Origin of the sequence: Paenibacillus konkukensis, assembly GCF_023523925.1 — a bacterium.
Taxonomy (GTDB): Bacteria; Bacillota; Bacilli; order Paenibacillales; family NBRC-103111; genus Paenibacillus_S; species Paenibacillus_S doosanensis.
The window spans coordinates 6750954-6768167 of the sequence record NZ_CP027059.1 but is presented as its reverse complement, the minus strand read 5'-3'; the positions used below and the strand labels follow the sequence as shown (position 1 = coordinate 6768167).

Sequence of the window (17214 nt, the reverse complement as noted above, 5' to 3'; positions counted from 1 at the left end):
TTGCACTCGCGATGCGCCCCATTATTTAGGTTACCAAGTAACCATTCCCTTCGCACCGGCGCCGGGATTGTTTAACAGCTCCATCACGGGAACCGTATACGCGACCAAAATGAGCACGACCAGCACGCCGACCCATACGCTCCAGCGCTCGAAGATCGCCGGCGTTGTCTCCGCAGCGTCGCGCACCTCGGCGATCGGGTATTCCGTGTACCCTTTAGGCGCCCGAAGCAGCATAACGACATTGAAGATGATCATCAGCACGCCGACGAACAAGATTGTGCCGCCGATCGCCATCACCACGTGATACGGCATCCACAAAATCGCGTCGGGGTGATCCTGGTACGTCGTATAAGCGGTGCGGCGCGGCGAACCGAGCAAGCCGACGGTATGCATTGAGCCCGACATGAAGAACATTCCGACCAGCCAGACGATCGTCTGGGCAATTCCCAGCTTGTGCATCAGCGGAGTCAGCACGCGTCCGGTCACCGCGGGGATCAGCCAATACGTGACGCCGAAGAAGGTCAGCGCCACGCTCGTCGCTACCGTCAGGTGGAAGTGGCCGGTAACCCACAGCGTATTATGCACGACCATGTTCATCTGATTGCTCGCATTGATCAATCCGCCCGCTCCCGCCGGGATAAAGATGAGCATGCCCATGAACGGAGCGAAAAACCGGACATCGCCCCACGGCAGCTTTTTCAGCCAGCCGAACAGTCCTTTCGCTCCAAGGGAACCGCCGTGCAGCTCGAACGTAGCGAACAGGGAAAACGCCGTCATTAACGAAGGAACAACGACCATGAAGGTGAGCACGACCTGCACGTATTTCCAAACCGAGGAAATGCCGGGCTCCATCAGCTGATGGTGAAATCCGACCGGTATCGAGAACAGCAGCAGCATAACGAAAGCCAGCCGGGCGAGCGCGTCGCTGAACATTTTGCCGCCGATAATTTTCGGGATGATGACGTACCAGCAAATATACGCGGGCAGCAGCCAGAAATAAACCAAAGGATGGCCGAAATACCAAAACAACGTCCGGCTCAGCTCCACGTTGACCGTCTCTACCCAGCCGAATGACCATGGGATCAGCATGAACAGCACTTCAATCGCCACCCCGATCGTCGCAATAAGCCACATAAGCATCGTTACAACGGCCATGAAGGCAAACAGCGGCGACAGTCGGCCGTTATGCGTCCTCTTCCAATAGCGGTAATGGGTGAAAATGCCGAACCCGCTCATCCAGCTGCCGACGACGACCAGAACCAGCGCGACATAAAACCAGGGCGAAGCCTTCATCGGCGCGTAGAACGTATAGAGCACCGTCGCTTTATTGAGCAAAATCAGGACGGTAGCCAGCGCCGTTCCCGCCGTCATCAGGCCGTAGCCGAGCCAGCCGAGCGATCTGGCGATCGGCAGCAGATGGCCTCCCATCGTTTTGGCTATCCCCGAATACAGGAAGCCGATAATGAAGTAAGTAGTAAAAATAAGCGCCATCAGCACGCCATGCGCCGTAAGCAGCTGATAGTAGCCGATCTCGTAAGGCAGCTTGATCGCTCCTCCGCGCACCAGCCCCTGCAGCACCCCTGCGACGCCTCCCAGCAGCAGCGCCAGAAAGGCGAACAAAATATGAGCAAGGACCAGCGCCGAATCGCGGCGGTCGAAACGTTGGATATCGTTAGTCATGCTTCTACACTCCTTTGCGCGGGTTAACCGCACATAATGTGACTTTTTTCACAATATAATTGGAAATCGGCGGATTGCAGCGGGATAAGTCCTATTTGACCAAAATCCGCGTCTGCATCATCTCGTGCGCCGCGCCGCAATATTCGTTGCATAACACCAAATATTCGCCGGGCTTCGTAAATTTGTACGTCAAATGATTGACCTCTCCGGGCACGACCATCATATTGACATTCGTTCCGGGAATTTGAAATCCGTGAACGACGTCTTTGCTCGTAATGTGAAAATGTACCGTCGCTCCCGCCGGAATCTCCATATTCTCCGGACCGTAGCCGAATGCGAACGCTAACATGTAAGCGTCGTATTCGTTGTCGCCGATCTTCTTCAGCCCCAAGTCGTTAAACGGCGCGGTCTGTTCCACCGTCTCCGGATTGACGACTTCGCGATGGTGGCCGTGATCGTGATCTCCGGGCGGCTGCGCTCCTAGGGCGAATGCTCCGATCCCGAGCACGAGCAAAAATACGCCGAGCATGGATACCCCGAAAATAAGCCAAATTTTTTCCAACTTATGCATATGCATGCGTGACAACCCCTTCATTCGATTGGTTTACCCTCTGACCGCAAACAGTACGAATACCCCGACCCAGGTCAAAATAAGAAATGCCGCGAGGAGCATAACCGATGCGAAAGTCCCCTTCAACGACGTCTCGGCGTGATCCTTTTCCTTCTGTTCCAACCTGCCTCACTCCCTTCGGATGCTTACTTCTGAGATCATTGTAGGTCCCGTATGCCTTCGCCACTATGACCAAAGTCACATGCGACCGTTTTTGTTCGTGAACTTTGTATGGACGTCGGCACATCGTTTCATTGACCGCATTTTCGGGAGGATTGGGGCCGCTGGCCCGCCTGGAAACGGACGATCAGCACGTCTAAACCGGCGCTGCCAATCGTAACGGACACTGCAGACGTTATATAGTCAAATATCCCGGCTGTCGGATTTTTAAGGGACATGGGTGCAGTTATTTAATGAAAATGGGCTCTTGATAAAACGAATCGGGAGCATTAAGCGCTGTGGCGACCGTTACAATAGGAAGACGGCCGATTCTGGCAAAATAACGGCCATGGTGTCCGTAAGCGCTCTCGCCGGGCGCTGCGGCGGCTGCAAACAAAAAAAGAGTGCCAGCGAGTGGTTCTCGCTGATACTCTTTTTCGATGTTCCGATCTAGGGCGGCCGGGTTAAGGCGCCTGTGGCTCCGGCGCTGCCGTCGGGCGCTGCGCCTCGCTCTGCCCCCGCGCTGCCTCCGGCTGCGGCACCGCTCTCAGCTCCGGCACCGCCGTCGGGCGCTGTGCCTCGCTCTGCTCCCGCGCTGCCTCCGGCTGCGGCACCGCTCTCGGCTCCGGTGCTGCCGTCGGGCGCTGCGCCTCGCTCTGCTCCCGCGCTGCCTCCGGCTGCGGCACCGCTCTCGGCTCCGGTGCTGCCGTCGGGCGCTGCGCCTAGCCCTGCTCCCGCGCTGCCTCCGGCTGCGGCACCGCCGTCGGGCGCTGCGCCTCGCCTTGCTCCTGCGCTGCCGCCGCCTGCGGCACTGCCCTCAGCTCCGGCGTCGCCGTCGAGCGCTCCGCCGCTCCCTGCTCCTGCGCTGCCGCCGCCTGCGGCACTGCCCTCAGCTCCGGCGTCGCCGTCGAGCGCTGCGCCGCATCCTGCTCCTGCGCTGCCGCCGGCTGCGGCACTGCCTGCGGCGCCGACTCCGGCTGCGCCGCCCCGCGGTCCGCCGCCGAATCCGTCGGCGTCTGTGCGGCTTGCCCGGACGCAGGCTTGTCCGCTTGCGCTCCGGCGGTGCCGCTATCCGCGCCGCTCTGCGTTCCGCCCGCAGCATTGCCATCCGCGCTCGCGCTCTTCTCCGCATCGCTTCCTCCCGAAGCGGAATCCGTCGGCGGATCGCTCTTCTGCCCTCCGCCAGCGCCGCTTCCCTGCGCCCCGCCTACCTGCCGGCCCGCCGCATCATCGCCGGACGCGCCGCCGCTGCCGCTGTTGTCGCTGCAGGCGGCCGTCGCCAAAGCGACGGCGAACGCCATAACCATAAGCAATGATTTTCTCATCCGTTCCTCTCCTTCACGTCATCATCTCTTTACCACTCTCTCATCGTAGCGCAGCGATGTTGCCGAAAAATCTCCCGGATGTAAACAAAGTGTAAACCCCGCAGTCCGAAGCGGCGGCAAAGCAAATCCCCGCATCACTGTCGGCGAAGCGACGGCGATGCGGGGATGGCCGATTGTCATTTGAATTCGATGATCAGAGGCGTTTTTGCCGGAACGACCTGAAGCGCGGGCGCAGGACGCGCTTCAAACCATTTTCTCCCGTTCAGCAATATTTTCTTATTATCCGGGCTCCAATCCAGCCGGGTCGGCACGATGCCTTTGTAAATGCTTTGTTCGTTCAAGACATTGTTGCCCTGCAGCTTGGCCGCATAGAGCGATTCGCTTTCCTTCGAGTAGACGATATATTTGGAATCGTTAGAAAGCTTGAATATGCCGACCTGCTCCAGCAGCACCGCGGTGCTGCTATTGCGCTTATCATACGTAATCAGCGCGCCGTTCGCTCCGCTCAGCACAATCTGATCGTCGCTGATGAAATCCACTCCGTCGGCATGGTTCAAGTTATGCTCATAGCGAAGCTCGAACGCGCCCTCGCTCAACGTCCCGTACGCCGCATACGGCTGACCGCCCTCCATCCTGACAATAACGGCGCTGGCCCCGTCATCGGCCGCCTTGGCATAGACGACCTGCCAGCCGGGCAGCGCCCAGGAGTTTACAGCGGCGGTCTGCCGGTCGTAAACGACCAAGGCCGCTTCGCCGAATCGGCTTTTTTCCTTGGCGTAGGCGACATACCGGCTGTTGTTCGACCATGCCAGCGGGCTCGTCCTGGCTGCGGCCGCACCGGCGTCGCTTTCGCTCATGACGGCTTCCTGGCGATCCGAAACGGTTGACAGCAAGCTGTATGTTTCCTTCTCCCCATTATAACGGGTGAGCGCTATATATTTGCCGTCGGGCGATACCGCGCCCAGCTCGATTCTTTCCGTCGCAGTATCCTGCCACGCCTCGCGGGTGCCCGTCTGATAATCGATCGCCGTTAAGTGCCGCCCCGCGCTGCCGCCGATCAGCCCGATCACCCGCCGATTGTCGATCCATCCTGCAATGTCGCTACCCGTGATATCCTGCTCCGGCAGCTTGTAAATTTTGCCGACTTCCAGCCCGTTATGACCGGAATCGGCCGACTCTCCCGCTTCTTCGGTATCGGGGATCACGACAATCTTGTCGCTCAGTCTCCCCGCGCATCCGGCCAGCGCCAGACAGAGCAGCGCGCAGAAGACCAGCGCTCCAAACCGTGCTACGATCATAATCCTCCCTCCTTGCTTATTCCTCGCGGCAACCGGATCACTACGGTCGTCCGCCCATCGGCGCCTGCGACGGCAATGCTTCCTCCGTGCTCGTCGGCGATCGCCTTGCTTATGCTAAGCCCGAGACCGCAGCTGCCGACTTCCTTGAATGCGCGCTGATCCGAACGGTAAAACGGCTCGAACCAGCGCTCCAGCTCCTCGGAACATATATCCTCGCCTTGATTGGCGACGACGATCCGCACATCTTCGCCGGAACGGGCCGCCTTAACATCAATGCCCGTATGGGCATAGCCGTATTTGATCGCATTGTCGATGACGTTGATCAGCAGCTGCCTCAGCTTCTGCGGGCTGCCGTTCACCTCGAGTCCGGCTTCCGCTTCGCATGCGATCGTCTTCTTATAACGCTCCGCCTTGATCGCCATGCCGTCGCACACATCCTGCACGAGTCGACCGGCATCGACTTCCTCGAACGGTTCTCGAACGGATGTTTCTTTGGAAAGCTCCAGCAGTTTAACGACCATCTGATGAAGCCTTCGGCTTTCGCCTACAATATGATTCATGCCCTTGTCAAAAAATGCTTCGTCGCCGCTTCCGTTGTCCTTGATCATTTCGGCATAGCCGAGAATCGTTGTGAGCGGCGTCTTCAGCTCATGCGTCACATTGTCCAAAAACCGCTTGCGGTGACGGTTCAACTCCTCCAACCGATCTCTGTCCTGCTCAATGCGCCCGATCTGCATCGTAATTTTTTCGATCATCCGGTTGAAATTATCCGCCAGCTTGCCGATCTCGTCTTTTCTTCTAAAACGGATACGGACGCCCAAGTTGCCTTCCGTCACCTCAGTGGAAGCTTTGGCCAGTTGTCCGAGGGGAATCGTAATATGTCTGGATAATAAGTAGGAGAATAGAAACGCCGCGGCAAAGATTGCTATCGTCACATAAAAAATAACGTCGAGTATATGTCTGCTCTGCTCATGCAGCAGCGAGAAATCTTTGGCGAAGCGCAAAATGCCTACTTTTTTGCCGTCCATCATAACCGGATAGGCGTAATACACCATGACGGGACTATCCGAATAATGGAGCGTGTACGCCGTCTTGCCGTCCAGCGCCTGCTTCAAATCCTCGTCTCCCGCGGCCGCGAATGCCGAAGCGTCGGAAGTATACAGCAGCTCGCCCTTCACCGAATAGGCGCTGACTTCGCTTGAGCTGACATGCTGCAGCTCAGCGACCATCTCCTGCGCCATTTGCCCGAAATAAATTTCGTCGTTGCTGTAATGATTGATCATAAACGTCTGTTTCACGTAGACGCTGCTGTTTTTTTTCAGGCCGATCAAGTCCTCCGTAATGATGTTCTCGTTGCTCGTCTCGATAATTCGGACGACGAGAAGGTTCAACAGCAGCAGCGACGCCGCGAAAATGATAAAGAAGCCGAGCAAAAACTTGACCTTGATCGTCGAAATCATTCGGTTAGTTCACCTGCTTCTCCACTTTGTAACCGACGCCGAACACCGTAGTGATCCAACCGCCTGCGTCGAGCTTTTTGCGGAGCCGCTGGATATGGATGTCTACAGTCCGGGTGTCTCCGGCATAATCGTAGCCCCATACGAAGTCGAGCAGCTCGTCCCGCGTAAACACTTTGCCCCGATAGCTGGATAGCGCCAGCAGCAGGTCGAACTCCTTGGGAGTCAAATCGACGACGGCATCGTTTTTCTTGACGACGCGTTCACTTTTAATTAACTCGATATTTTGAAACCGGATCGTCTCCTCTTCCGGCTCCGCTCTATGGGCTTGGGCCAATCTGCGAAGCACCGTCCGGATGCGGGCGATCACCTCGCGCAAATCGAAGGGCTTCGTGATATAATCGTCCGCCCCGAATTCCAAACCGAGAATTTTATCGGTAATATCCGATTTGGCCGTAATCATAATAATGGGAAGATTGCGGGTTTCCGTCACCTTGCGGCACAGATCGAGCCCGCTCATATCGGGAAGCATCCAATCGAGCAGCAGCAGATCGGGCCCGAACTCCTCCGTAAGGCGCAATCCTTCGGCGCCGGTGCGGGCTATCGTCGTGCGGAAGCCTTCTTTGTTCAAGCCGTAGGCCAGCAAGTCCGCAATCGCTTCTTCATCTTCTATGATCAATATTTTGCTTCTGTCCATGTATCCATTCGCACTCCTGTTCCTTAGAGCCTGGGGATAATGCGGTCAAACCGGTTCCTTTCGAAGGCCTCATAAATGAACTTCCCAGCCGGCTCCCCGTTCCCTTGTTCTCCGCGCTTCTATGAAGATCGTAGCACAGTTACCCGCCTAGCCGCCACTTTGCGCCCCCTGCTTGCCGTGCTTCCATACGGCCCAGGCGCTGAACGCGTACAGCAGCGCGCTGCAATAAAATAAAGCGTCGATCGTAAGCCAATCGATCACATAGCCTCCGGCGATGACGGCGAAGCCCGACGCTATCGAGGTCCAAAAATGATAAGAGCCGATCGTCCCGCCGCGGGCCCCGGGCTGCGTATAGTCGGCGAGCAGCGCCTTCTCGCTCATCTTCTGCATCGCGCTGCAGGCTCCCATCAGAAATTGCAGCGCCAGCACCCAAGCATAGGAGTCGACCCAAGGGAACAGCAGCATCGCCGCCGTCATCCCGAGCGAACTGTATACCAGAATGGACAGCGCATGCCTGTCCAGCTTCTTCGCCACCCATTGCGAGACGGCGGCCGAGCTGATCGTGAAAACGGCGAACGCCAGCCCGTATTTCGAATACGTATTGCCCAAATTTTTCAAAAACAATAAATAATACGGATAAATCATCCCGGCTGCCAGCGTGACGATGCTCTGCGACCGGATCAGCCATTCGAGCCTCATTCAAGATTCCTCCTTGCCCTGCCCGGTGCCGGGCGGCTCCGCGTAATACTGCTCGTAAAAATAATTCATAAACAGCCGCTGCGGATCATACTTCGCCTTTTGCTCCCCAAATTCGCGGTAACGCGGATACGCCTGCTGAAACTGGGCTTGGGTCGGAAATGCGGCATAAGGCAAATAATACGTTCCCTGATGGGCAAGCACCCGATCCAATACGTTTTGAATGCTGCGGCGCGCCTTGGCCTGCCCTTCATCCGACAGCGGCATATTGAACAGGCAGACGAGGGCGAACATATTTTGCTGCGCGTAGGACAGCATCGCTTCGTTATCCTCGTTCACATAACGCACCGTAATGTTCAGCAGGTTCAGCTCCTCCTGCGTCAGCACGCTGCGCAGACTATGAACGAATCCGGCGAATTGATCGACAGGGATAAAATATTCCTGCAGCAGATCGTTTTCTCCCGCCTGACGGTATTCCATGAACTCCGACTCGGAACGCATCGCATTGTTGCGGCTGATCCGGCTGTTCTGCTGCATCGAGAAATAGAGCTGCTGCAGGCGCCAAAACCCGTTTTTGCCCCAATCGAAAGCGCGGTTAAGATGAAACAGCAGCTTGGACGGAATGACGCCCTTCTCGACATCGCTCAATCGGTTGTAGTTTTGCAGCGGAGCCTCCCGGTCCACCGTATAGTTGATCGCGTACATCTGATCGAGCATATGATCCGGAGCGACCGAGATCCGGGCGATATGCATATGAACGTCGGGGTTGCCCTGCACCTTGTCGGCAAAATACCGCGCGTACTCTTCTACGCTTACGGCATCCGTATTCACTCTGTATACTTCATCCTCCGTCAGCGACAAGGTTACGTCCAATATGATGCCGAACAACCCGTAGCCGCCCAGCGCAAGCGGGAACAGCTCGGCGTTCTCCGTACGGCTAACCTGCGTCACCGAGCCGTCGGCCGTCAGCAAGCGGAACGATTCGACGCTTTTGATCAGCGAGCCGTTGCGAATGTCTCTGCCGTGCGCGTTAATGCTGATGGAGCCGCCGACAGTAAAAATATTTTGCGACTGCATCGTCTTGACCGACAGCCCGTACGGATTGACCGCGTCCTGCACATCCTTCCACGTCGCGCCCGCCTGCACGCGAACGGTCCGGGCCGCCGGGTCTACCGACAGCACTTTGTTGAAAGTGGTCATATCGACGACGATGCCGTCCTTGTAATACGTATGTCCTCCTTGGCTGTGCCGCTGACCGGCTATGGAAATCGTCAGATGCTTGCGCCTCGCCTCCTGCATAAGGTCCGCCAGCTGCCGCTCTTCGCGGCCTTCCGCCACCCGCTCCACCTTGACCGGATGCAGCCGGCTGTAATCGGTGACGAGGTAAGGGTCCTGATCCGCGGAATCCAGCAGCTTGTACTGATACAGGCATACGGCGGCGAGCAGCAGCAGAACGATCGTTTTTTTCATAACCATACCTCCGCTTTCCATCCTCCTACCAACATACCATAAGATGGAAGACGGCGTCGATCGCTGCTGCCGCCGGGCCGGTCATTCTGTTATAATACTTGTAGACAACTGTCAATTATAGAATCAGGAGATTATACTATGGCCAGCAACCGCAAGCTTTTTACCGATCAGGACTTTCAGGAAGCGATGGATCGCCGGACGCCGATCCGCGTCTTCCAGGACGATCATATCGTAGATTCCGGCGTCGTCATTATCCGTTTTACCGGCGAATCGATAGTAACCCAAGCCGGGGTCAGCGATGTCACGTATCATTCGAGAGCGGGCTGCGAGTTTTTTGAAATGAGAAAGCGGTAAGCCGCTTCCTCATCTCCCGGCAGGCGCGGCTTCGGTTATCGGCAGCAGAGGCTCGGCGGTATAACCGCCGAGCGAGGTTCAAATGAGCCGAACATGTTTATGAAATGAACACTGGAGGCATAGGCAAATTCTCATGGAGGGGATAGGAAGATGAGCGGGAAATGGCATATTCGGGAGATCGTTAAGCTAACGCCTTCCTTATCGGAAGATTTGTCGCAGCTGCTAGTGGAGGTTGTTGAAGACGGAGCGTCTGTCGGATTTCTGCCGCCGCTGTCCCGCGAAGAAGCGAACAGCTATTGGAACGGCGTTCTTCAGCCCGGAATCCTGCTGTGGGCGGCCGTCATGGACGACGCCGCGGTCGGAACCGTCCAGCTGCAGCTGGCGCAAAAGGCCAATGCCTCGCATAGGGCCGAGATCGCCAAGCTGATGGTGCATCCGCTGGCGCGCCGCAAAGGCATCGCCAAAGCGCTAATGCATGCAGCGGAGAACAGAGCGAGAGAAGAAGGAAGAAGCCTGCTCGTACTGGATACGCGTGAAGGAGACGCTTCCAATCGTCTGTACTTGTCCATGGGCTACATCGAAGCCGGGCGAATTCCCGGGTATGCCCGATCGGCCGACGGCCGGCTGGACGGTACGGTATTGTATTACAAAACCGTGTAGTCCGCGCATCGAGACGCGGGCGGAAGAGTCTCCCTCTCCCGATCGCCGCGGCCGTCCATCCGCAGGCTGCCCGCACAACACCGCCGCTCATCATTGCCTGAACGACTCCAACGGACACAGCAGCCGCTATTTAGGAAAAAATCGGCCTGTTTGATTTTTAACGGACATGGATGCCGTTCGCTAACAACGATCGCCTCTTCATGGAGCGAATCTGCGCCAATAAGCGCTGTCGCGACCGTTGCATGTTGAAAAAAGCCGATTGCATCAAAATAACCGCCATGACGTCCGTTAGCGATGGAATCCGTTTGGCAACGTCAAAAGCCGCCGGTACAAGGTTTACAGACCTTGCCGGCGGCTCGTTCTCGTTAACGATAGGTCGGCCATACTTCGTGAGTGTACGCCATTTCCCAGAACATGTATTCATAATGGCTGCTGACGACGAAATGCTGCTTCATCCGGCGGCGGTCCGCTTCGGACACATGCTTGGCAATCTCGTCCAGGCGGTCAATCTGCTCCTGTACCAGCTCGCGGAACCATTCCCCTCCGTAAGCTTTGATCCATTCCTGATAAATCGGCTCTTCCGGCGCCGAGCCTTGAAGCTTCTCCCCGATCTCATAATACAGCCAGTAGCACGGCAGGATGGCGGCGATAATATCGCCGAGATGCCCGTTGTACGCCGCGCGAAGCATATGCGACGTATAAGCGTAGGCTGTCGGGGAAGGCTGGAACGCGGCCCGTTCCTCGGCGGTAATGCCCATTTGCTTGGCGAACGTTTCGTGCAGCGACAGCTCGGCGTTATAGGTGCCCTGCGCATGTACGGTCATCCGGTTCGCAACTGCCAAATCGTCGGCTTTGACCGCTCCCAGCGACTGCACTCTGGCGAATTGGGACAAATAGTAGGCGTCGTTCAATAAATAATGACGGAAGCTCGCCAGCGGCAGCGTACCGTCGGCAATGCCTTGAACGAACGGATGGCGGAAGCTGGCGTTCCAGCTGTCCTCTACGGCAAGTCTCAGCTCTTCGGAAAATTTCATCGGTTTCTCTCCTCCTGACCGGGACCTGCAAGTCCCGGAAAGTATCGTTTGCGCCCTCGATAGTTCCACCCGAAGCTTTCGGTGAACGGCAGGGCGTCAGTTCACTTGATACCGCACATCCCCGACATGGAAATACGGGAAATGCTGGCCGATATACAGCGCGGCAAGCACCGCCGCCGTCAAGTATAAGAGCAGGTACGCATCGCGCAGCGAGAAGCCGATGCGATAGTAATACGTGCGCGCGCGAGCCGAAGAGAAGCGCTTGGCCTCCATCGCCACGGCGATACGCTGCGCCCGGCGGATGCTCTGCGCGAGCAGCGGGATCGCGTACAGGCGCAGCGTCTCGTACACGCCGCCGAGACCGGCCCGCCGCTTGACGCCGCGCACCTTCAGCGCCATGCCGAGCGTATGAAACTCGCCGACCATGATCGGCATCAGCCTGAGCGCGGCCATAAAGCTGTAGGCGAACTTCGGCGGCAGCTTGCACTGCTGCATCAGCGAGTAGAACAGCGCGACGGGTCTGGTCGTCAGCGCGAAGATCAATCCGGTCAAAGCCATGTTGACGGTTTTGAAGCCGATATGCAGCCCCCGATAGAAGCTCTCCTCCGTTATGCGGACCAGCCCCCAGCGCAGCCAGGTCGTGTCGCCTTTGCCGAACAGCATCATCGACATCGACGATGAGACGAACAAGAGCGCGAACGGCAGGAACATCAAGAGCAGCCTGCGCAGCGGATGTCCGGAGAAGAGCAGCAGCAGGAGCAGCTGCGCCGCCGTGACGTTGATCAATACGTTGATGTTATCTGTAAACAGCACCACGAAGAACAGCAAGAGCGACAGCAGCAGCTTCGCGCTCGGATTTACCCGGTGCAGCCATGTTTCCTCATAGGACAAAAAGTTGTCCACGGCAGTTCACTTCCTTTTTGCCACGCTTCAAAATTTTACGCTTCAACCGGCAGCGCGCCGGACGGCGGCGTTTCGGCGACATCCGAAGAAGAAGCTTCCTCCGCCGCCCGCAAATATTGCCGCGGCTGCAGGTCCTTGGCCAACCTCCCGCGTTCGATCTCCCAGACGCGGGTGGCGAAATAGCGGACGATGTCCAAATCATGCGTCACCATGATGATTGTCGTCCCCTGCCGCCGCCAGGCTTCCAGCTTCTCCAGGATGGCGAACGTATTCGCCGCATCCTGTCCGAAGGTCGGCTCATCCAGCAGCACGAGCCGCTGCTCCTTGACCATGGCGGTAGCGACGCTAAGCCGCCGCTTCTGCCCGAGGGACAGCTGATACGGATGCTGGCTCCGCTGTTCCTCGAGGCCGAATTCCTCCAGCAGCGCAAGCGCCTGCTTCTCCGCGCCCAGGACACCGTCGCGTCGGAAGCCGAACGCCGCCTCGTCGAGCACCGAATGCGTGACGAACTGCATCTCCGGATTCTGGAACACGTAGGCGGCGCAATCCGCCACATCCTTGAATCCGCGCACTTCCCGTCCCGCGAGCCGGTACGCCGCGCCCGAAGCCGGGATCAGCTGCATCATCGCCTGCAGCAGCGTGCTTTTGCCTGCGCCGTTCTCTCCGACTACGGCGATCCATTCGCCGGGGCCGGCCTGCGCTTCGTCCACGTGCATCTTGGGCTCCCGCCCGCGGAAGGCGGTGAACTGCTTCAACTGAAGGAGCGGATTTCCGTACTCCCTGCCGGCCGCCGGCCCGGCCCCATCCGCATCCCGAAGCGCCCGGTACGCCGCGCCGGCGGCATAATCGCTCCATACGCCCGGATACCAAATGCCGAATTGCTGCAGCCGTTCCTTGTGCCGGTCGAAGACGGTCTCCGGCGAGCCGTCCGCCAAGATAGCGCCGTCGTGAGTGAAAAGCACGACACGATCGACAAAATCGATCACCTCGTCGATTTTATGTTCTACAATAAGTACGGTCTTGTCTTTGCCGATCTGCTTGATCGTATCCCATACCTGCTTCGTCCCTTCCGGATCGAGCAGGGCGGTCGGCTCGTCGAAGAACAGCACTTCCGGCTCCAGAGCCAATACGGACGCAATCGCAAGCCGCTGCTTCATCCCTTGAGACATCGACTGAATATCCAGATGAAGCTTAGGCAAATTCAATCCGACCTGCCGGAGCCCCTGCTCGATCCGGGCGGTCATCTCTTCCCGGGGAACTCCCAGATTCTCCAGCACGAACGCCATCTCCTCATCCACAAACGGCATGCAAAACTGGGTGTCGGGATCTTGGAACACATACCCCCAGGACGGGGGAATGACAATCTCGTCGAATTTGACGGGAATCTCAATAACATCCGGGATGAGCCCGGTCAGCACCTGAAGCAGGGTCGACTTGCCGCAGCCGCTCGGACCGAGCAGCAGCACCTTTTGCCCCGTGTTGACCGAGAACGAAATATCGTCGAACAGCAGCGACGGACTGCCGGCGAACTTCAGCCGCAAACCGGTGACGGATGTGCTGACCGGCATCATTTTCTACGCTCCAGCGCCTGGTAATCGGCACGGCTGGCCGGACGGACCAGCTGCGTCACGCCGGTCGCCTCCAGCGCCTTGACGAGCCAGTAAGCGCACAGCCCGGTAAAGAACACCGATCCGATAAAGCGGAAGGCGAAATACAGCAGCAAATTCCATGATTGCAGATCGGTCAAATAGCCTTTGAAGGCGTCGAATACGAGCGAAGCCGCCGCCGAACCGACTCCCGCAAGGCATGCCGTCGCCGCCGAGAAGCTGCGGTAGCGGAACAGAGCGAAAACCATCTCCGCCAGCAGCCCTTGCGCAATCCCGTAAGTCAGCGATTCCACGCCGTATTGCGAGCCTGAGATCAATTCTCCCGACGCCGCCGCCACTTCGGCCAGCAAGGCGACGCCCGGCTTGCGTATGATCAGCGCCGCAACGGTAGCGGCCATAAACCAAACGCCGTATACCAGCTGATCGAGCTGCAGCCCGGCCAGCTTCACTACATTGGAGACATCCCCCCACAACCGGTAAATAATGCCGAATACGATCGCGATGACGATCGTAACCAGGATGTCCGTCAATTTTAACCCTTTGGACATGTAAACCCACTCCTCCTCTATCTTGTTTGGGGCCATAGCTCCGACCTTCTTCTGATTGAATGGGACAACGCAATAAGACCACTTCCCGAAACAGGAAGTGGTCTGCATGTTCAATAAATACACACGCTTCAAACGCTCTCCACTTCCCTACGCTGGCACGATCCAGATCAGGTTCAGAGGGTCTAGGATCTATTGATCCAGTCTCAGCCTTGCGGCTCCCCTAGTGACAATAATCATATTAACACGAATGAAATAAATGTCAACGGCTAATATATAGCATCATGGGCGCTTCGCTTTCGTCCGCATCGTTCGGAGCGGCACGCAACCGAAGAGCTCCAACCTCGTCGTTTCCTATGAAAATGTCATATGCATACGATTCTTTTTTCTTGCGTTGCAGCAGGTTCTGTGTCAAGATATTCGGTAGACAAGAGACTTTAGAAAGAACAGGTGAATGTACACTTATGATGAAACCCTTTTTCCGCTTGTTGACCGAGCTGTCCTCGCGCAAGTCGATCTCCAGGTTAACGGGAGCTTTTGCCAAATCGAGAGCGAGCCGCGGCCTCATTCCGCGTTTTGCCAAAATATATGGAATTCCGATGCAGGATGCCGAGAAACAGTGGACCGAGTACGCTTCGCTGAACGACTTTTTCACAAGACGCTTGCGCCAAGGGCTTCGTCCGGTGAACACCGCGGAGCATACGCTGGTCAGCCCCGTCGATGCCGCCATTACGGGTATGGGGCCGATCTCCGAAGGGTTGATTGTCAATGTCAAGGGGCAGGATTACACCGTAGAAGAGCTGCTGAATCATTCTCCGCGCACGGTCAATTACAAGAACGGCTTCTACTTCGTCCTTTATTTGAGCCCGACCGATTATCACCGCATTCATACTCCGGTGGACGGCGTCATTATCGAGAAGGAACATGTGCCCGGCAAAGTCTACCCCGTCAATGAATTCGGGCTTCGCCAGATGCGCAGAGTGCTGAGCCGCAACGAGCGCCTGATCACTTATATGGATCATGAAGGCGGCGAAATCGCCGTTGTCAAGGTGGGCGCAATGAACGTCAGCAGCATTAAATACGTCTCGCCGCTGCCGGACCGGCTCAGCCGCGGGGACGAGCTGGCCTACTTCGAGTTCGGTTCCACCGTCGTGCTCCTGATGGAGACGAACACCTTCAAGAGCCGAAACGACCTGAAGGTCGGCAGCAAAGTTAAAATGGGCGAAGCTCTCGGAACGGTCAAGCCTTCCTAAAAAACCGCCCCACATCCTATGTTAAAGCAGAGGAGTTTAGTACAACCATGCAAGCAGCACAGACCGGAACGGCCGCTTCCGGAGCAACGACGCAGGCGGCGACGCAGCCGGGCATCAAGCCTACCGTAATGCGTATTTTGCTGGCGATCAGCATCGTTCATTTATTCAACGACTCGATTCAATCGATCATCCCGGCGATTTTGCCGATTCTCAAGGATACGATGCGGCTGAATTATATGCAGTCGGGAATCATCGTATTTTCGCTTAATATGACCGCTTCGATCATGCAGCCTGTCGTAGGACTGTATTCGGACCGCAAGCCTTCCCCCTACATGCTCCCTCTCGGAATGGGGCTTACCTGCTTGGGGGTCTTCGGGCTGGCCTTTGCGCCGAATTATTGGCTTATTTTACTGTCCGTCGTCCTCGTCGGACTCGGCTCGGCAATCTTCCATCCGGAGGGCTCGCGGGTAGCCCATATGGCTGCAGGCTCGCGCCGCGGGCTGGCGCAGTCGATCTTCCAAGTCGGCGGCAATGCCGGTCAATCGCTCGCATCCATTATGACGGCGCTGATCTTTGTGCCGCTCGGCCAGCGGGGCGCCGTATGGTTCATGCTCGTAGCGGGACTGGCCATCGTCGTCCAGATGTATATCGCCCGCTGGTACGGCGGCTATTTGGCCGCCCACCCGCGCAAAGCCAAATCGGCGGCGGCGCGCGCCGTCAGTCCGACTCGTAAGAAGCAGGTGACTTTCGCCGTCGTCATGCTCATCTTCTTGGTCTTTGCCAGATCGTGGTATCACTCGGGCGTCTCGATCTATTATCCGTTTTATTTGATGGAAAAGTTCCATTTGTCGCTGGAGCACGCGCAGATTTATATTTTTCTGTTCGCCGCTGCCGGCGCCGTAGGCACGTTCCTCGGCGGGCCGCTGGCCGACCGGTTCGGACGGCGCAACCTGATCTTCTTCTCCATGCTCGGCTCGGCGCCGCTGGCGATGGCGCTTCCTTACGCGAACGCGTTTTGGGCCTACGTCATTTTGCTGATTAACGGACTGATCATTTTATCCAGTTTTTCCGTAACCGTCGTCTATGCGCAGGAGCTGATTCCCGGCAAAGTAGGCACCGTATCCGGTCTCATTACCGGAATGGCTTTCGGCATGGGCGCTCTGGGCGCCGTCGCTCTCGGAAGTCTGATCGACAAGTTTCATCTGACGGTCGTCATGCAGATGCTCAGCTTCCTGCCTTTGCTCGGGCTGCTCACCTTTTTCCTGCCTTCCGACCGCAAGCTGAAGGCATGGGCGCAGGAAGCGGAAGGCGCTGCCGATAAGTAACTGTTTGTTGAAGCCGGCCGTTCATAGATAACATAAGCAAAAGAGGCAGTTTAGGGCGCCAAAACCCTGAAACTGCCTCTTTGCTATCGCCGGCGAATATAGACTGGAGCCTTGCCCGCGAGTGAGATCCGGCCGCCTCCG

At 57.2% G+C, this 17214-nt stretch carries 17 protein-coding genes and 1 riboswitch; of the genes, 4 read left to right on the top strand and 13 right to left on the bottom strand.

Annotated features, from left to right (window positions below):
* Positions 1-30: 30 nt before the first annotated feature.
* From SK3146_RS29400 to SK3146_RS29360, 9 genes are all read right to left on the bottom strand, one after another.
* Positions 31-1680: a b(o/a)3-type cytochrome-c oxidase subunit 1 gene (locus SK3146_RS29400; RefSeq protein ID WP_249862110.1), complete on the bottom strand. Its 1650-nt coding sequence runs from the start codon at positions 1678-1680 to the stop codon at positions 31-33.
* Between the two features lie 91 nt (positions 1681-1771).
* Positions 1772-2257, bottom strand: a complete 486-nt coding sequence (locus SK3146_RS29395; protein WP_249862109.1) for a cytochrome c oxidase subunit II — start codon at positions 2255-2257, stop codon at positions 1772-1774.
* A 27-nt stretch (positions 2258-2284) separates the two neighbouring features.
* Entirely contained in the window at positions 2285-2413 is a 129-nt protein-coding gene (locus SK3146_RS29390) for a cytochrome c oxidase subunit 2A (protein ID WP_249862108.1), read from the bottom strand.
* 758 nt (positions 2414-3171) lie between these two features.
* Positions 3172-3774, bottom strand: a complete 603-nt coding sequence (locus SK3146_RS29385) for a hypothetical protein (RefSeq protein WP_249862107.1) — start codon at positions 3772-3774, stop codon at positions 3172-3174.
* Positions 3775-3950: 176 nt separating this feature from the next.
* Complete coding sequence (locus SK3146_RS29380) at positions 3951-5072, bottom strand: hypothetical protein (protein WP_249862106.1); 1122 nt, start codon at positions 5070-5072, stop codon at positions 3951-3953.
* A complete protein-coding gene (locus tag SK3146_RS29375; protein ID WP_249862105.1) occupies positions 5069-6532 on the bottom strand; it encodes a sensor histidine kinase in 1464 nt (487 codons plus the stop codon). Before SK3146_RS29375 ends, SK3146_RS29380 begins: the two co-directional genes overlap by 4 nt.
* Before the next feature lie 4 nt (positions 6533-6536).
* Positions 6537-7226, bottom strand: a complete 690-nt coding sequence (locus tag SK3146_RS29370) for a response regulator transcription factor (protein WP_249862104.1) — start codon at positions 7224-7226, stop codon at positions 6537-6539.
* 147 nt (positions 7227-7373) lie between these two features.
* Complete coding sequence (locus tag SK3146_RS29365) at positions 7374-7925, bottom strand: MFS transporter (protein ID WP_249862103.1); 552 nt, start codon at positions 7923-7925, stop codon at positions 7374-7376.
* Positions 7926-9392 (bottom strand): FAD-binding oxidoreductase, encoded by a 1467-nt coding sequence (locus SK3146_RS29360; protein WP_249862102.1) that lies wholly within the window; start codon positions 9390-9392, stop codon positions 7926-7928.
* Positions 9393-9530: 138 nt separating this feature from the next.
* Between SK3146_RS29360 and SK3146_RS29355 the strand changes: the two genes are divergently transcribed.
* Complete coding sequence (locus tag SK3146_RS29355; protein ID WP_249862101.1) at positions 9531-9746, top strand: hypothetical protein; 216 nt, start codon at positions 9531-9533, stop codon at positions 9744-9746.
* Between the two features lie 150 nt (positions 9747-9896).
* Complete coding sequence (locus SK3146_RS29350; protein WP_249862100.1) at positions 9897-10406, top strand: GNAT family N-acetyltransferase; 510 nt, start codon at positions 9897-9899, stop codon at positions 10404-10406.
* A 365-nt stretch (positions 10407-10771) separates the two neighbouring features.
* Here the strand turns inward: SK3146_RS29350 and tenA are convergent, their stop codons facing one another.
* The 4 genes from tenA to SK3146_RS29330 all read right to left on the bottom strand — a co-directional run bounded on the left by tenA (position 10772) and on the right by SK3146_RS29330 (position 14498).
* Positions 10772-11440, bottom strand: a complete 669-nt coding sequence (gene tenA, locus SK3146_RS29345) for a thiaminase II (protein ID WP_249862099.1) — start codon at positions 11438-11440, stop codon at positions 10772-10774.
* Positions 11441-11536: 96 nt separating this feature from the next.
* Positions 11537-12343: an energy-coupling factor transporter transmembrane component T family protein gene (locus SK3146_RS29340; protein ID WP_249862098.1), complete on the bottom strand. Its 807-nt coding sequence runs from the start codon at positions 12341-12343 to the stop codon at positions 11537-11539.
* A 35-nt stretch (positions 12344-12378) separates the two neighbouring features.
* The gene (locus SK3146_RS29335; RefSeq protein WP_249866480.1) at positions 12379-13911 is read right to left on the bottom strand and encodes an ABC transporter ATP-binding protein; all 1533 of its coding nucleotides are present in this window, start codon (positions 13909-13911) and stop codon (positions 12379-12381) included.
* Entirely contained in the window at positions 13911-14498 is a 588-nt protein-coding gene (locus SK3146_RS29330) for an ECF transporter S component (protein WP_249862097.1), read from the bottom strand. The genes SK3146_RS29335 and SK3146_RS29330 overlap by 1 nt, the downstream gene beginning before the upstream one ends.
* 127 nt (positions 14499-14625) lie before the next feature.
* Positions 14626-14730, bottom strand: a riboswitch (TPP riboswitch).
* 229 nt (positions 14731-14959) lie between these two features.
* On the opposite strand from SK3146_RS29330, the gene asd reads away from it, so the two are divergent.
* Positions 14960-15748: an archaetidylserine decarboxylase gene (gene asd, locus SK3146_RS29325; protein ID WP_249862096.1), complete on the top strand. Its 789-nt coding sequence runs from the start codon at positions 14960-14962 to the stop codon at positions 15746-15748.
* Positions 15749-15795: 47 nt separating this feature from the next.
* Positions 15796-17073: an MFS transporter gene (locus SK3146_RS29320; protein ID WP_249862095.1), complete on the top strand. Its 1278-nt coding sequence runs from the start codon at positions 15796-15798 to the stop codon at positions 17071-17073.
* Positions 17074-17214: the final 141 nt, after the last annotated feature.

Excerpts from the sequence above, each read along its gene's own strand:
- SK3146_RS29370 (WP_249862104.1), bottom strand. The coding sequence starts at position 7,226 with ATGGACAGAAGCAAAATATTGATCATAGAAGATGAAGAAGCGATTGCG.
- SK3146_RS29320 (WP_249862095.1), top strand. The coding sequence starts at position 15,796 with ATGCAAGCAGCACAGACCGGAACGGCCGCTTCCGGAGCAACGACGCAG.
- SK3146_RS29330 (WP_249862097.1), bottom strand. The coding sequence starts at position 14,498 with ATGTCCAAAGGGTTAAAATTGACGGACATCCTGGTTACGATCGTCATC.
- SK3146_RS29400 (WP_249862110.1), bottom strand. The coding sequence starts at position 1,680 with ATGACTAACGATATCCAACGTTTCGACCGCCGCGATTCGGCGCTGGTC.
- SK3146_RS29380 (WP_249862106.1), bottom strand. The coding sequence starts at position 5,072 with ATGATCGTAGCACGGTTTGGAGCGCTGGTCTTCTGCGCGCTGCTCTGT.
- SK3146_RS29350 (WP_249862100.1), top strand. The coding sequence starts at position 9,897 with ATGAGCGGGAAATGGCATATTCGGGAGATCGTTAAGCTAACGCCTTCC.
- asd (WP_249862096.1), top strand. The coding sequence starts at position 14,960 with ATGATGAAACCCTTTTTCCGCTTGTTGACCGAGCTGTCCTCGCGCAAG.
- SK3146_RS29375 (WP_249862105.1), bottom strand. The coding sequence starts at position 6,532 with ATGATTTCGACGATCAAGGTCAAGTTTTTGCTCGGCTTCTTTATCATT.
- SK3146_RS29355 (WP_249862101.1), top strand. The coding sequence starts at position 9,531 with ATGGCCAGCAACCGCAAGCTTTTTACCGATCAGGACTTTCAGGAAGCG.
- SK3146_RS29360 (WP_249862102.1), bottom strand. The coding sequence starts at position 9,392 with ATGAAAAAAACGATCGTTCTGCTGCTGCTCGCCGCCGTATGCCTGTAT.
- SK3146_RS29385 (WP_249862107.1), bottom strand. The coding sequence starts at position 3,774 with ATGAGAAAATCATTGCTTATGGTTATGGCGTTCGCCGTCGCTTTGGCG.
- tenA (WP_249862099.1), bottom strand. The coding sequence starts at position 11,440 with ATGAAATTTTCCGAAGAGCTGAGACTTGCCGTAGAGGACAGCTGGAAC.
- SK3146_RS29395 (WP_249862109.1), bottom strand. The coding sequence starts at position 2,257 with ATGCATATGCATAAGTTGGAAAAAATTTGGCTTATTTTCGGGGTATCC.
- SK3146_RS29365 (WP_249862103.1), bottom strand. The coding sequence starts at position 7,925 with ATGAGGCTCGAATGGCTGATCCGGTCGCAGAGCATCGTCACGCTGGCA.
- SK3146_RS29335 (WP_249866480.1), bottom strand. The coding sequence starts at position 13,911 with ATGCCGGTCAGCACATCCGTCACCGGTTTGCGGCTGAAGTTCGCCGGC.